This window comes from Enterococcus sp. AZ050 (assembly GCF_051715085.1).
GTDB lineage: Bacteria > Bacillota > Bacilli > Lactobacillales > Enterococcaceae > Enterococcus > Enterococcus faecalis.
On the sequence record NZ_JBIOTC010000001.1, the window covers coordinates 2,585,286 to 2,600,122 of the forward strand.

19 protein-coding genes and 1 tRNA gene are annotated in these 14,837 nt (G+C 35.3%); 17 read left to right on the plus strand and 3 right to left on the minus strand.

What is annotated here, in order from left to right; all coding sequences use genetic code 11:
* Positions 1-10 precede the first annotated feature (10 nt).
* From IGJ04_RS12680 to IGJ04_RS12700, 5 genes are all read left to right on the plus strand, one after another.
* Entirely contained in the window at positions 11-415 is a 405-nt protein-coding gene (locus IGJ04_RS12680) for a phage holin family protein (protein WP_010710709.1), read from the plus strand.
* The gene (locus IGJ04_RS12685; RefSeq protein ID WP_016617618.1) at positions 399-1,232 is read left to right on the plus strand and encodes a peptidoglycan recognition protein family protein; all 834 of its coding nucleotides are present in this window, start codon (positions 399-401) and stop codon (positions 1,230-1,232) included. The genes IGJ04_RS12680 and IGJ04_RS12685 overlap by 17 nt, the downstream gene beginning before the upstream one ends.
* 437 nt (positions 1,233-1,669) lie before the next feature.
* Positions 1,670-1,743 (plus strand) — tRNA-Ile (locus IGJ04_RS12690).
* Between the two features lie 84 nt (positions 1,744-1,827).
* Positions 1,828-2,028, plus strand: a complete 201-nt coding sequence (locus IGJ04_RS12695) for a hypothetical protein (RefSeq protein ID WP_192189258.1) — start codon at positions 1,828-1,830, stop codon at positions 2,026-2,028.
* Positions 2,029-2,194: 166 nt separating this feature from the next.
* Complete coding sequence (locus IGJ04_RS12700) at positions 2,195-3,445, plus strand: Fic family protein (protein ID WP_438840268.1); 1,251 nt, start codon at positions 2,195-2,197, stop codon at positions 3,443-3,445.
* A gap of 52 nt (positions 3,446-3,497) precedes the next feature.
* Here IGJ04_RS12700 and IGJ04_RS12705 read toward each other — a convergent pair whose 3' ends face one another.
* Complete coding sequence (locus IGJ04_RS12705) at positions 3,498-3,965, minus strand: hypothetical protein (protein ID WP_128704577.1); 468 nt, start codon at positions 3,963-3,965, stop codon at positions 3,498-3,500.
* 33 nt (positions 3,966-3,998) lie between these two features.
* On the minus strand, positions 3,999-4,256 hold the full coding sequence (locus IGJ04_RS12710; protein WP_025193465.1) for a hypothetical protein: 258 nt from the start codon (positions 4,254-4,256) through the stop codon (positions 3,999-4,001).
* Between the two features lie 420 nt (positions 4,257-4,676).
* Between IGJ04_RS12710 and psiE the strand changes: the two genes are divergently transcribed.
* Entirely contained in the window at positions 4,677-5,129 is a 453-nt protein-coding gene (psiE, locus tag IGJ04_RS12715) for a phosphate-starvation-inducible protein PsiE (protein WP_002355869.1), read from the plus strand.
* Between the two features lie 70 nt (positions 5,130-5,199).
* On the opposite strand, the gene IGJ04_RS12720 is transcribed toward psiE, so the two are convergent.
* Positions 5,200-6,015, minus strand: a complete 816-nt coding sequence (locus IGJ04_RS12720) for a metallophosphoesterase (protein WP_002355870.1) — start codon at positions 6,013-6,015, stop codon at positions 5,200-5,202.
* 171 nt (positions 6,016-6,186) lie between these two features.
* Between IGJ04_RS12720 and IGJ04_RS12725 the strand changes: the two genes are divergently transcribed.
* From IGJ04_RS12725 to IGJ04_RS12775, 11 genes are all read left to right on the plus strand, one after another.
* Complete coding sequence (locus IGJ04_RS12725) at positions 6,187-7,251, plus strand: M24 family metallopeptidase (RefSeq protein WP_002390179.1); 1,065 nt, start codon at positions 6,187-6,189, stop codon at positions 7,249-7,251.
* Positions 7,252-7,264: 13 nt separating this feature from the next.
* On the plus strand, positions 7,265-7,585 hold the full coding sequence (locus IGJ04_RS12730; protein ID WP_002355872.1) for a MazG nucleotide pyrophosphohydrolase domain-containing protein: 321 nt from the start codon (positions 7,265-7,267) through the stop codon (positions 7,583-7,585).
* 332 nt (positions 7,586-7,917) lie between these two features.
* Positions 7,918-8,349 (plus strand): Asp23/Gls24 family envelope stress response protein, encoded by a 432-nt coding sequence (locus IGJ04_RS12735; protein WP_002355874.1) that lies wholly within the window; start codon positions 7,918-7,920, stop codon positions 8,347-8,349.
* Positions 8,342-8,794, plus strand: coding sequence for a transcription antitermination factor NusB (gene nusB, locus IGJ04_RS12740; RefSeq protein WP_002355875.1), 453 nt, complete (start codon positions 8,342-8,344; stop codon positions 8,792-8,794). Before IGJ04_RS12735 ends, nusB begins: the two co-directional genes overlap by 8 nt.
* Before the next feature lie 102 nt (positions 8,795-8,896).
* Positions 8,897-9,742, plus strand: coding sequence for a bifunctional methylenetetrahydrofolate dehydrogenase/methenyltetrahydrofolate cyclohydrolase (locus IGJ04_RS12745; RefSeq protein WP_033625816.1), 846 nt, complete (start codon positions 8,897-8,899; stop codon positions 9,740-9,742).
* 9 nt (positions 9,743-9,751) lie between these two features.
* Entirely contained in the window at positions 9,752-11,098 is a 1,347-nt protein-coding gene (xseA, locus tag IGJ04_RS12750; RefSeq protein WP_016617625.1) for an exodeoxyribonuclease VII large subunit, read from the plus strand.
* Between the two features lies 1 nt (position 11,099).
* Positions 11,100-11,330, plus strand: a complete 231-nt coding sequence (locus IGJ04_RS12755; RefSeq protein ID WP_002355878.1) for an exodeoxyribonuclease VII small subunit — start codon at positions 11,100-11,102, stop codon at positions 11,328-11,330.
* Positions 11,330-12,211, plus strand: coding sequence for a polyprenyl synthetase family protein (locus IGJ04_RS12760; protein WP_002355879.1), 882 nt, complete (start codon positions 11,330-11,332; stop codon positions 12,209-12,211). Before IGJ04_RS12755 ends, IGJ04_RS12760 begins: the two co-directional genes overlap by 1 nt.
* Positions 12,212-12,224: 13 nt before the next feature.
* On the plus strand, positions 12,225-13,040 hold the full coding sequence (locus tag IGJ04_RS12765; RefSeq protein ID WP_002364633.1) for a TlyA family rRNA (cytidine-2'-O)-methyltransferase: 816 nt from the start codon (positions 12,225-12,227) through the stop codon (positions 13,038-13,040).
* 365 nt (positions 13,041-13,405) lie between these two features.
* Positions 13,406-13,954 (plus strand): matrixin family metalloprotease, encoded by a 549-nt coding sequence (locus IGJ04_RS12770; RefSeq protein ID WP_002409078.1) that lies wholly within the window; start codon positions 13,406-13,408, stop codon positions 13,952-13,954.
* Between the two features lie 4 nt (positions 13,955-13,958).
* Positions 13,959-14,819: a hypothetical protein gene (locus tag IGJ04_RS12775; protein ID WP_010706683.1), complete on the plus strand. Its 861-nt coding sequence runs from the start codon at positions 13,959-13,961 to the stop codon at positions 14,817-14,819.
* Positions 14,820-14,837: the final 18 nt, after the last annotated feature.

Consider the following 14,837-nt stretch of genomic DNA (forward strand, 5'->3'; position numbering starts at 1 on the left):
GGTGGAAGACATGGTGATTATTGATAATCAAGCGTTAATAGCAGAATTTAAAAATTTAATTTCAAACGGCTTTATCCAAGTGTTTGTTTGGATTGTGTTAGGAGATATTGCAACAGGTATTTGTAAGGGAATCTACAGGGAAGAAGGAAATAGTACAAAGGGATTACCTGGATTAATTAAACATTTACTTGTTGTATGTTTAGTTATAGTGACCTATCCATATTTAAAAATAATGGGATTCTCATCTATTGCTGATGGTTTTGTTTTATTTTACATTGCTGTTTATGGTCTTTCGATTACAGAAAACTTAGGGCAGCTAGGTGTTCCGTTACCTTCTTGGGTTAAAAATCATCTAAGCAAATTAAAAGATGAAAATGATAAAGGAGGTGAACCGAAAGATGGTACAGGTAATTAATCAATCTGTTTGTGGAGGAATTGCTGGTAGACGCCCCAACGCAACACCAAAAGGCGTTGTCATTCATAACGATGCAGGAAGTATTTATGCGACTGCTGCGCAATATGTTAATGCTTTAGCTGTAATGTCTCCTACGCAATTAGCGAATGGTTTTGCTCATTATTATATTGATCGAAATACAATTGCACGTGTAGAAGATACATTCAACGCAGCTTGGCATACAGCAAATTCAGATGGAAATTTGAACTATGTTGGTTATGAGGTTTGTCAATCGATGGGCGCTAGCGATGCAGACTTTTTAGCGAATGAGCAAATGACATTTAAGCAAGTAGCCGAAGATATGAAGTTTTGGGGAATGCAACCTAATAGAGATACTGTAAGATTGCACAAAGAATTTGTTCCTACAGCATGTCCTCATCGTTCGTGGGAATTGCATGGAAAAGAAACAAACGCAGTAAAAGACTATTTTATTAGCCAAATAAAAAAATATATGGGAAATCAAAACGAAAACAATAGCAACTCAAGTAATAACAATCAAAATACAATAAAAGGGAGAGAAGCAACGATGTTTTGTTTATATCAACGACCAATTAATAGTAAAACAGGAAAATTAGAAGATAACGGGGATCACTGGGCTACATTCTTCTGTAATGGAGTGAATTGCCGACGTTTATATCATGGCGATGAGGCAGAAGTAATAAAAACAGTATACAGAGAGAACAACGGAAAAGAAATACCGTTCTTTGGTAAAGAGAAATGGCCTAAAAATGCTCCATGGTACAAACGTTTAGAGACTGTTTGTCCAGTTGTAAAATAGCTTGAAATTTAAAAACATCTGATTTAAAATATAGTTACCTTTTGATATTTCCATATTTGACCTTCTTTTATGAGAGTAAAAGAAGGGTGCACCTATCTTTTCCAAGTCCTAAGATAGGTGCATTTTTTTGTTGAAATTCAAAAAAGAAAGCGGTAAAATGTATTTACCAAACAGTTTTATTTTTCATTTTATTACTACCTCTTGCCGCCTTTCCCAAACGAGGCGGTAACTTTTTACATAAAAATTATTGAACTCAAAAAACAGATATTGTAAAATATTGATACATATTTAAACTCTTATTTTTTCACGCAGACCGTCTTTTCTCAATAAGACGGTCGTTTTTTTGTTGAAAATTGAAAATCAGTAAAGTAAAATTATTATATATCAAGCTATAACCAGTAAGAACTATTTTATCCCCAATAAGGTGGTTCTTACTTGGACCATTAGCTCAGCTGGTTAGAGCAAACGGCTCATAACCGTTCGGTCACAGGTTCGAGTCCTGTATGGTCCATAAAAAAGGTTGATTTACAATAGTTGAAAATGTAAAATTATTTTTATCTAATTAGAGATAAGTATTTTAAAAGGTGGTGGTACTTTGAGCTTACTTTTTACAATTCTATTCTTTATTCTAGCGCTTGCGGTTTTAATTTATGGGATAATAAAGAATAAGAAAGTACTTTTTCCTTTCCTTGCTTTGAGCATTTTAGGAGTATGTTTCTTTGTAAATTTTGTAACCGATGTTTTAGACTTTGATGATGATATTGTATTTGAAAGAGAGTTAGATTTTGACGACTAAGCTATTTTTCATTTTATTACTACCTCTTGCCGCCTTTCCCCAATTAGGCGGCATCTTTTTACATAAAAATATTGAACTCAAAAAACAGATATTGTAAAATATGTTGCTTTGTATTTGTCCTTTTGGTATAATTTGTCAAAATACATTCCAAAAAAGAGGTGTAAAGATGACATATACTTATCTAAGGAAATATAGCTATGGTAATCAAGTTGAATACAATGCAGAAGTGGAAGCTAGAGTAAACAATCCTATTGGAATTAAACTTCCATTTGAAATTCATCCATTTTTCAGAGAACAAAAGCAGTTTGATAAAAAATTTCAATTGTTTTATTTACCAACGAAAGAAATTAGTTTTCTTAGAGAAAAGTTATATGAAAATTCAAAGGAAATAGGGAACCTTTTGCATAGTTTGCCACCTATTGCTCAGAAAAAAGTATTTATCAACAATTTATTAGAGGAAATAAAAGCAACCAATGATATAGAAGGGGTACAAAGTACACGTAAAGAAATAAGTGAAGCAATTGAAGAAGCGGAAAAAAATATTACTAATAACAAACGGTTCAACGGTTTGGTTAAATTATATATGAAATTTAGAGATAGTGAATATAGTGATATAAAAAATGTTGAAGATATTAGAAAAATTTATGATATATTACTTGAGGATGAAATTGAAAAAAAGAATTTACCTGATGGGAATCTTTTTAGAAATGACAAGGTTTATATCGAAAAAAATGGTAAACGAGTACATCAAGGAATTGGCAATTCTAAAAATGCAGAAGTATATATCATTTCTGAACTAGAAAAGCTTGTTAAATTTATGAATAAACATGATGTGCCATCTTTAGAAAAGTGCGTAGTATCACATTATTATTTAGAGTATATACATCCATTTTATGATGGAAATGGAAGATTAGGAAGATTTATTGCTTGTTCCTATCTATCAAGAAAGTTAGATTTCCTTTCAGCTATTAGTTTTAGTAGTTCTATAAAAAAACAAAAAGGAGTATATGGAACAGCATTTTCGGAGGCATCAAATCCTAGAAATCATGGCGAATTAACCATCTTTATCATTGAAATGTTTGGTTTACTCGTGAAAGGACAAGAAAATATTATAGATAATTTGAGAGTAGGTAAATCCTCGTTTGATGCTATAGCATCATATTTAGATACATTGAGTTTAAATGAACTTCAATCTAGTATTCTATTTGTTTTATCTCAAGATTATTTGTTTTCACACACTAATAATAAAATTACTGACATTGATTTAGCAGAAGTGTGTTCTGTGGGGAGGAAAAGATTAAATACAGCTTTAAAATATTTACTCGAGGAAGAATATATAGTGCAAACTCAGCGAAACCCAAAGGCTCATAAACTATCAAATAGGTTTATTAATCATATAAATAACCTGATATCATGATAATAGTAATGTTTATTTTAGCTTACAGGTTCGAGCCCTGTATGGTCCATAATTAAAGACTTACTTCTCGTTTGAGAGGTAAGCCTTTTTTTGTTTCATTAATCAAATTTTCTAACTGATAAGGGATATTACTACGCCCACGAACTATATAAAACATATTTTCTTTCCAAAAATCATGTTGCAGACTTTTGCTTGTTAGCTCAGATACTTTTTGCTTTAACTGAAAATCAATAACAGTGTTTAGTTTGGAAAATTCAGCTATTTCTTCTTTAGGCTCAAAAATTTCCGCTCCACCATAAACGCTGTATTTTTCGTAAATAGTTTTAACTACAGGACCATATCGCCAAACAAAAAAATTGGAATCATACTGTTTGCTTAACCATGATTCATCTATAATTTCTTGTTTTAATCCATCGATTAACGTGAAGTAAAGTACTTTTTGAAGTTGTAAATTAGTAATTCCTAATTTTGTATTTTGTGCACGAGCAATTATGTGGTTTGCTAAATCATTCATTGCCATTTTTTTATCCTCCGCTTAGCCATTTTACAAAAATTAGCTAATTAAATTTTTGTGGTGTATTTTCCGCACACACATTTTCACAACAACTAGTTGTCTTTTTTGATTATACCTACCATAAACAGCAAGCTCTGTGCCATCAGGTAACATGAGTAATTCATCCGCCAATTCTTTTTTAGAAATAATGCAGTTGATAGTCTCTTTTTGAGTTTGCAAAGAAAAGCGGACTAACATTTCTGGATAAGTAGTTAATACCTTAATTTTATGAATTGTTCCTACATAATTTGGTTTCATAGAAATCAACTCCTTGCTAGTAGTTAACTATATTATATTAAGATTATTTTTATTCGTCTAGGTATGAAATGACCATACTTTGACCATACTCTTTAAGAAAATATAAAAACTATCAGAAGATAGAATTTAATACAAACGCCTATTTTATAAGTGTTGAAGAAAGTTAGAAGTTATTAGAAAAAATAAATCTTAAAGTATCAGTTTATCCAGTAGCTAACTAATACGATTAAAAAGCTGAATCTGCGGATTCAGCTTTTTTTGTCTTGCATAAAGGGTTAGCCGGAAAATGAAGGAAGATCTTAAAATAAAAAAAATCTCACATTGGGTTTAACTGCTTGTCTGACAAGGTTAATTGATGATATATTTAATGTAATAACAAGCATGTTATAAAATAATTGAGTCAAAAGAAAGAAGGGTATTATGCAGAAGAATTTTAGTGTAGTAAAGAAGTACGTGAATTTGATTTTGGATATTGTATTAGGGATTTTAGGAGTTTTCTTATTAGTATTTATGGCTAGTTATTTAGTTGACCTCGCTACATATCTCATGAAGCCAATGACGCCGGATAATTTTTCAGTTATCATGCAAGAAATTATTTCATTCTTTATGTTATTTGAGTTTATTATGATGATTCTTCGCTATATTCAAGAAGGACACCATATTCCGATTCGTTATTTGATTTTAATTTGTTTAACCGCAATTTTACGTCAATTAATGGTTGCACATGGCGATGGCTTGCAGACTTTATTGTTATCTTTATCAATTCTTTTACTAGTGGTTGTGCTATTTATTCTCGGGTTAAATGGCAGCAAATTTTATACGCTAGGAAAAGCGAAAGTAGAAGAAGATCACGAGCAAGATTTTCATCATTAATCGAACATAATCAAAGACCGTCCAACGTGAGAAGTTTTCTCTAACGTGGGGCGGTCTTTTTAATGCATAGTTAAATAGTTAACTCAATCAGTTCAATTGTTGGTAAGACACCAAAGCGTGCGCTGATTTTAGTGGTTCCGATTCCTGGGTGAACAATTAGCGGCGTTTCATCTTCTAAATGATAAAGCCCATGTGTATATTTTTTAGCAAGCTGATTTTTGTAAGTGAAAAAAGGCAAGCGAATCTGTCCGCCGTGACTATGTCCTGCTAAAATGAGGTCAATGTTTTTGTTGACTGCTGAGTCTGCGACATCTGGCTCATGGGTTAGTAGCAGAGTGGGCGTTCCAGTAGGGCGGTTGACTAAAGCTGCAGCTAAGTCGGTTTGTCCATATAACGAATCTTCTAAACCAGCGACGTACAAGGAGATACGGTGTGAGACAGGCAGTAATTTGCCCGTGTTTTTTAGTACGGTAAAGTCGGCAGCTTCTAAGATTGTTTCGTAAAAATTGGTATCTAACCCGCTATACTCGTGGTTGCCATAAATAGCGAATTTGCCATAAGGGGCGTTAATTTTACGGAAAAGTTGACTCACTTCATCCTGAATTTCGATACCGAAACGGGCATAATCATCAAATAAGTCTCCTGTAAAAACGACTATGTCTGGTTGTAATGTATTTGTTTTTTCAACAATCTGTTTTAAGGCCTTCACAGAATAATTCTTTTTTAAATGAATATCAGAGAGTTGAACAATCCGTAAGGTTTTCCCTGATTCTGTTACTTTAATTTGATTTTTGTGTATGACTAAGCAGTTAGGTTCAATAAAAAAACTATAGCTTAAAATGCCGATAATAATGAAAAATAGTGCCAGAAATAAATAAACGTTCATAATTTCCTCCTTGAAGTCGCTAAATTAGTTTACTACAAAAGTGTTAAGCAAAAAATAAGGAAAGGTAAAATTTTCAGTAAACTTTCTCGATGAAGTTTTTTGGTGATTCATGCTTTTCTGAAGTAAATTTGCTATAATGAAAAATGAGAAAAAAGAAAGAAGGTCGAACCAATGATGGCAAGAGTCGAAAAGTTACGGGAGTTAATGAAAGAAAATAATTTACAAGGATTTTTAGTGACAAGTCCGTATAATTTACGTTATTTAACCAATTTTACTGGGACAACAGGCTTGGCAATGATTACATTAGATAAAGCTTTTTTTGTAACGGATTTTCGTTATACGGAACAAGCTGCGGAACAAGCAACTGGTTTTACTATCGTTAAAAACACAGGACATATTTTTGACGAAGTAGCAGATTTAGCTGAACGTTTGCAATTAGATAATTTAGCTTTTGAAGAAACGCAAGTTAGTTTCGCTGATTATAGCTTATTGGAAGAAATTTTACCATGTGAATTAGTTCCTGTAATGGGTTTGATTGAAGAATTAAGAGAAGTGAAAGATGAAGAAGAAGTAGCGATTATTGAAAAAGCGTGTGCCATCGCGGATCAAGGATTTGCCTTTGTCTTAGAGATGATTAAACCTGGAATGACAGAGATTGAAGTGGCTAATCAATTAGATTTCTTCATGCGTTCAAAAGGAGCCAGTGGTGTTTCTTTTGAGACAATTGTGGCCAGCGGTCTACGTTCAGCGATGCCACATGGCGTTGCTAGCCATAAAGTCATCGAAAAAGGTGATTTAATCACTTTGGATTTCGGTTGTTATTATGAAGGCTATGTTTCTGATATGACACGGACATTTGCCATTGGTAGTATTCAGCCAAAACTAAAAGAAATTTATGACATTGTTTTAGAAGCACAATTAAAAGTGTTAGCAGAAGCTAAACCTGGGTTGACGGGCATTCAATTAGATGCGATTGCACGGGATCATATTGCTTCCTATGGCTATGGCGATGCGTTTGGTCACAGCACTGGTCATGGCATTGGGTTAGAAATTCATGAAGGACCAAATGTTTCATTCCGAGCAGATAAACAGTTTGTACCAGGGAATGTGATTACGGACGAACCTGGAATTTATTTGCCAGGAATTGGTGGCGTGCGTATTGAGGACGATTTATTGATTACTGCTGAAGGTAATCGTGTATTGACACACGCGCCAAAAGAATTAATCATTTTATAAAGGTTGGGAGAACATGGATATCCAAGAGTATCAGCGGTTTATTAGCGCGTTTTATAAAAAACGTAACTGGTATCAATATGATCCGTTTATTCGTTCCAACTTTTTAACAGAAGAAGTCGGCGAAGTTTGTCGAGCCATTCGGACAATTGAAATTGGCCGTGATCGACCGGATGAAACAGTTTTGGCGGATGAAGAGAATCTGGAAAATTTAACGGAAGAGTTAGGCGATGTGTTGGATAATTTATTTATTTTAGCGGATAAATATGACATCTCTTTAGAAATGATTATGCAAAAGCATCGGACGAAACTAATGGAACGTTATCCTGAAGAATAAAGACGTAAAAATAAGAAAGCCAAAATTACTTGGTCTTTCTTATTTTTACGTCTAAAGGCTTGAATTAGAAATTTATGACAAGAAATTATCTGTTCTTTTAGTCAGAACTTAGCTTTTCTGGTAGCGAAATAGGCTAATTAATGATAAACTAAGAACGAGTATTGATAAGCAAAATTTGGACGTTCTTTCACAACTAACTGAAGAAACCAGTGTTGTTTTAATTTTTAAGAATCATCCGTTGCTTAAAAGAGAATCCTTAAGAGACTTAGTGATTCATCAAATAAATCGTTTATTTAACGATTTTGTGCGTAATAGATAAGGAGGACAACCAAATGTCAGAAGAAAAAAATCTTGTAATCAATGCAAACGATTCTTTAGGAGAAATCGTGATCGCTCCTGAAGTCATTGAAGTAATTATCGGAATCGCTGCTTCAAAAGTAGAGGGCGTTTATGGGATGCGTGGCACGTTCGCCAATAATGTGAATGAATTATTAGGCCGTGCAGCACACGGCAAAGGTGTATATTTACGAACAGAAGAAGAAGGCTTAAAAGTCGATATCTATTGTTACTTGAACTACGGTGTTTCTGTACCAAAAGTTGCATTAGAAATGCAAGACCGTGTGAAACAACAAGTCTTATTTATGACAGATATTGATTTAGTTGAAGTGAATATTCATGTTGTAGCGGTAGTACCTGAAAAAATCCCTCAACCAGACTTAAATGAATTATTCCCAGAAGATGAAGATGGAGAAGAGAATGAGTAAAACAGAATTAACCCGTCACGAGATTCGTGAAAAAGCGCTCCAAGCCCTTTTTCCTTTAGATTTTAATGCTGATTTAACCAAACAAGATGCCATTGATTATGCATTGGCTTATGATAATCGGGAAATCGTCAGTGAAGATGGCGAAGACCTAGTCCCTACGTATTTAGATTTACTTGTCGGCGGTGTGTGTAGCCGCAAAGCAGAACTAGACGAAGTGATTACGAACCATTTAGGTAATAACTGGTCTATGCAACGCTTAGCAAAAATAGATATTGTTATTTTACGCTTAGCTATTTTTGAAATGCTATACGTTTCAGATGTGCCAAACATTGTGGCATTAAATGAAGCCGTTGAGTTAAGTAAAAAATACAGCGACGACCGTTCACGTAAATTTGTTAATGGTGTGTTATCGAATGTAATGAAAGAAATTGATTCAGAGGCGTAAGCTCTGAATCTTTTTTTACTATCTAACTGGTGTAAGATACTGGGTTATATGCTAAAATAAATACTATTAAAGAAGTAAAGAAACAATAGAGGGAGCGAAGGAATGAGTACAGTAATTAACGGTCGTGAATTAGCAGATCAAATGCAAGCAGAGATTCAAAAAGATGTAGAAAAGATGACACAACAAGGCATCCAACCAGGATTAGTTGTTTTATTAGTTGGGGAAAATCCTGCCAGCCAAACGTATGTGAGAAATAAAGAACGTGCAGCAGCCAAAATTGGCATTCTGTCAAAGGTCGAAAAACTGCCAGAAACTATTTCAGAAGAAGAATTATTGGCTGAGATTGACAAATATAATCAAGATTCACGCTTTCATGGCATTCTTGTACAACTACCTTTGCCAAAACATATTGATGAAGAAAAGATTTTATTAGCGATTGATCCCAAAAAAGATGTAGATGGGTTCCATCCAATGAATTTAGGCCGTTTGTTTGTAGGCAAACCTGAAATGATTCCTTGCACGCCGTATGGAATTATGAAGATGTTTGAAGCTTATGATATTGATTTAACAGGTAAACGTGCGGTGGTTATTGGTCGAAGCAATATTGTTGGCAAGCCAATGGCACAATTATTGTTAATGAAAAATGCGACCGTGACGATTGCCCATTCTAAAACTGAACATTTAGCAGAAGTTGCAAAAGAAGCGGATATTTTAGTTGTAGCAATTGGACGCGGGCATTTTGTCACCAAAGAGTTCGTGAAACCAGGTGCGGTAGTGATTGATGTGGGTATGAATCGCAATCAAGAAGGAAAACTGATTGGTGATGTAGCATTCAATGAAGTTTCTGAAATTGCAAGCTATATCACGCCGGTTCCCAAAGGTGTTGGCCCAATGACGATTACCATGTTAATGTATCAAACAGTCGAGGCAGCAAAAAAACAAAAGTAAGGTGAAAAAATGACGCAACAGTATTTAACAGTAACAGCCTTAACGAAGTATTTAAAACGTAAATTTGATGCAGATCCTTACTTAGGACGTGTCTATTTAACAGGTGAAATTTCGAACTTTCGTTTCCGAGCGAACGCGCATCAGTACTTCAGTTTAAAAGATGACCATGCGAAGATTTCTGCAATTATGTTTAAATCAGCCTTTCAAAAATTGAAGTTTCAACCAAAAGAAGGCATGAAAGTCATGGTGGTGGGGCGGATTTCGCTTTATGAAAACAGCGGCTCCTATCAAATTTATATTGAACATATGGAACCAGATGGTGTCGGTGCACTTTATCAAGCATTGGCAGAATTAAGAGAAAAACTAGGAAAAGAAGGACTTTTTGAAGGGCCTAAACAACAGTTGCCTCGTTATCCCAAACGAATCGCTGTGGTTACAAGTCCTAGTGGTGCTGTTATTCGGGATATCATTACGACAGTCAAAAGACGGTATCCGATTGCACAACTGGTCCTTTTTCCAACCTTGGTCCAAGGCAATCAGGCGGCGGATGACATTGTGCGGAACATTCAGCGAGCCGATGCGCAAGGCGATTTTGATACGATGATCATCGGACGTGGCGGTGGTTCAATCGAGGATTTATGGCCATTTAATGAAGAAAAAGTGGCTCGGGCCATTCATGCTGCCACCACACCGATTATTTCATCGGTTGGTCACGAAACAGATGTGACAATTGCCGATATGGTAGCAGATGTTCGTGCAGCAACCCCAACGGCAGCAGCGGAACTAGCGGTACCAGTTTTAAATGAAGAACTATTAAGAATTAGTGAACGGCGTAGTCGTTTAGAACAAAGCTTTTTATATCTCTTGCAACAACGAACAGAACGTTTCCAACGACTACAAAATTCTTATGTGTTTAAGCAACCTGAGCGACTTTATGAAGGTCAAACGATTAAATTAGATCGAATGACGCAACGTCTTTTCCAAGCAATGACAACGATTCATCACCAAAAACAACGTCAAGCCCAAGGAATTATCGCTCAATTGCAACAACAGACACCAAAGGGACAATTAAGAGAAAGTCAGCAACAATTGGCATTTTTACAACGAAACTTGCAAACACAAATGACACAATTGTTCCTAAACAAACAAAAGCAATTCACGTCTGCTGTTCAACAATTAGACTTACTCAGCCCACTCAAAATTATGGGTCGAGGATATAGTTATACTACAAAAGAGGACCGTGTCGTTAAAACTGTTACCGAGTTACAGCCAGCAGATCAATTAACGATTCATTATGCTGACGGTACAGTTCAAGCAAACGTCGAAACAATAACAGCGAAAAAAGAGGAGTTTTAACATGCCAGCAAAAGAAAAAACGTTTGAAGAATCATTAAATGCCTTAGAGGAAATCGTTCAGCGCTTAGAACGAGGAGATGTTCCTTTGGAAGAAGCCTTAGCTGCCTTTCAAGAGGGCATGGCATTAAGTAAACAATGTCAAGATACATTGGAAAAAGCGGAAAAAACTTTAACGAAAATGATGACAGAAAACAATGAAGAAATTGTTTTTGAAGAGAGCGAGGAAGCGTAATGACGAATTTTAGTCAACAGCATTTACCGTTGGTTGAAAAAGTCATGGTCGATTTTATCGCAGAATATACTGAAAATGAGCGTTTGAAAGAAGCAATGCTCTACTCAATACACGCAGGTGGCAAACGATTACGCCCGCTATTAGTGTTAACAACAGTGGCCGCTTTTCAAAAAGAGATGGAAACACAAGACTATCAAGTGGCTGCCTCTTTAGAGATGATTCATACGTATTCATTAATTCATGATGATTTACCAGCAATGGACGATGATGATTTACGTCGTGGCAAACCAACCAATCATAAAGTGTTTGGTGAAGCGACTGCCATTTTAGCAGGGGACGGCTTATTAACAGGCGCGTTTCAGTTACTTTCTTTGAGCCAATTAGGCTTAAGTGAAAAAGTTTTACTGATGCAACAACTGGCAAAGGCAGCGGGGAATCAAGGCATGGTTGCCGGCCAAATGGGGGATATTGAAGGAGAAAAAGTCAGCTTGACTTTAGAAGAGTTAGCGGCTGTTCATGAAAAGAAAACCGGAGCGCTAATTGAATTCGCCTTAATTGCTGGGGGCGTATTAGCCAATCAAACAGAAGAAGTCATTGGTTTACTGACACAGTTTGCGCATCACTATGGCTTGGCTTTTCAAATTCGTGATGACTTATTAGATGCCACAAGTACAGAAGCAGATTTAGGTAAAAAAGTAGGCCGAGATGAAGCGTTGAATAAAAGTACGTATCCAGCTCTTCTAGGGATTGCTGGCGCGAAAGATGCGCTAACACATCAATTAGCAGAAGGCAGCGCTGTTTTAGAAAAAATCAAAGCAAATGTTCCCAACTTTTCAGAAGAACATTTAGCAAACTTGTTAACTCAGTTACAATTGAGATAGAAAGAAGGCACTTATGAAAAAAGAACGCGTCGATGTCTTGGCGTTTAATCAAGGACTATTTGAAACACGAGAAAAAGCCAAACGCAGCGTGATGGCTGGTTTGGTTTACAATGATAAAAATGAACGTTTAGATAAACCAGGGGAAAAAATTTCTGTGGAGACACCCTTACATACTAAGGGCCAAGTAATGCCTTATGTTTCTCGTGGGGGCTTAAAACTAGAGAAGGCACTAAATGTTTTTGCAATCAACGTTCAAGGTAAAACAATGCTAGATATTGGTTCCTCCACAGGTGGTTTTACCGATGTCGCTTTACAAAATGGGGCTCGTTTGAGTTACGCTTTAGATGTTGGCTATAACCAACTAGCATGGAAAATTCGGCAAGATGAACGCGTGGTGGTAATGGAACGTACCAATTTTCGCTATAGTAAACCTGAAGATTTCACTGAAGGGGTGCCGGATATTGCAACGATTGATGTTTCCTTTATTTCATTACGCTTAATTTTGCCACCTCTTCATGATATTTTGAAAAAAGGTGGTAGTGTGGTGGCGTTAATTAAGCCACAATTCGAAGCTGGCAAAGAGTTTGTTGGGAAAAAAGGAATCGTGCGTGATCCAGAAACCCATCAAATGGTTGTAGAAGAAATTACACGCTTTGCCATGAATAACGGTTATGATGTGAAAAACTTAGATTTTTCACCAATCACTGGTGGCGAAGGAAACATTGAATTTTTGGCACATTTAGTTTCTGTTGAAGGGGAAGGATCCTATCAAGCGCCAGAATCCATTGAAGAAGTTGTCGCGCATGCGCATCAAAAATTAGCGGAATGATGATAAAGGCAGCAAATTTTGTAGACTAAGCAATTAAATAAAAAGGGATCTGAGACAGTCATTAGAAGTATAGCTGTCTCAGGTCTTTTTTTATTTTATAAATGAATTGGTGAGACATTTAATAATGATAAAAAGGAATTTAAATAAAAATAATCGTTGAAATAGACTTATTGGCTCTTGTTTTATTGTGAGAAAATAACATTTTTAAAACTAATATTTTTTTAAATAATAATTAAAAAAACATTATAGATATTATTTAATTTAATTTTAATTTAATGATGTGTTTTTTAATGTTAAACTAAGGATGGTTCTGATCAGACAAACTATTTTAGTAAGACCAAGTAATTGAATAGAGAGGTAAAAAAATGAAGTTATTAATTTCTGGTTTTTTTGTAGCAATCGTTTTGGGTACTAGTGTTGATACATTTGCAGCCTCTAGGTTTCCTGGCGTATTATCGAGAGGAATTAATGGAATTAGTTATTGGCTAGGACCAACCGCAACATTTGGTAATACCGATACAGCGATTAGAAATTGGATGTATACTCCGTGGGGGAATCCTTTGTATATTTATAAACAAGGAAATAACTATGGGACATCAATTGATTTTTATTCAACAAAGTTAAATCCGGGAATAGGTGGGGTTACAGATTTTTTTGATGGCAGAGATAGGATGATTGCAACTGGGATGCGAGAAGCTCCGCGAATAAACTACTACTATGCTAAAATTAATTATAATACTATGTATTCACGGGCTTCATCGATGAAGAATGGGACTATTGCTAGACATGAAATTGGGCATGCGCTCGGGATTGCACATTCAAATGGCATTATGATACGTTCTGTAAGTACTAATACAAATCTTGCTGTTGATAAAGCGAATAATGATATCTTAGCAAGAATATATGGGTGGTGAAAAAATGAAAAAAAATCCCATAGTATTTTTGTTAGCGCTTTCTTTATTGGCGTGCGCTTTCTTAATGATTAATTTCGTTAAAGAGAACGAGAAGAAACAAGTTGCTGCTGAAAAAATAACAACAACTTCCACTTCATTAAAGAAAAAAGCTTTGAAAAATAGTATTGATTCTTCAGAAAGAAAATATTATTCATATCTTGATGAAATTGACCAAAGTAAAGTTATTAATCAATCCGGTGGATCGCAACGACTGTTAATGTATAATCCTGAAATCCCAAAAGATATCCAATCTTTGTCAACAAATATTGTTATTGGCAAAGTTCTTTCTTTAGATAAAGCAGACGCGCCTGCTAATGATCCTAGTAGTCCCTATAATGGAGAAATCTATCCATGGACATTTGGGAAAATCCAAGTACTAAAAAATATTCAAGGCGAATTAGCATCTACGATTGAATTTGCGCGACCAGGTGGCATTATGGAAGAAGGGCGAATGTTTTTAAATGATGCGAAAGAAAATGTTGATAAATTGAATCGTGGGCGTGCAACAAGACGAATGGCGCCAATTCAGCAAAGTCGTCAGCTTGTTGAAATACTACAGTATGAAGGAGATTTTTATTTAGAAGCTGGTGAGACCTATTTGTTTTATGTTTATTGGGATAAGGAATGGAATAAGGGGTTAATAATGGGCTATCAATACGGTTCTTTACGTTTAGAAGACGAGCAGCAACCTGCTGAAGAATTAACCCAAAGGAATCGCCGAGCGATTGGCAAAACGTGGAATGTTGTCAATGAATCAACCAAAGAAACGACTAATTTAACTACCTATTTAAAAGATGAATTAGGAATTGAACTTCCAGCAGAATAGAAGTAGAGAATAACAAAA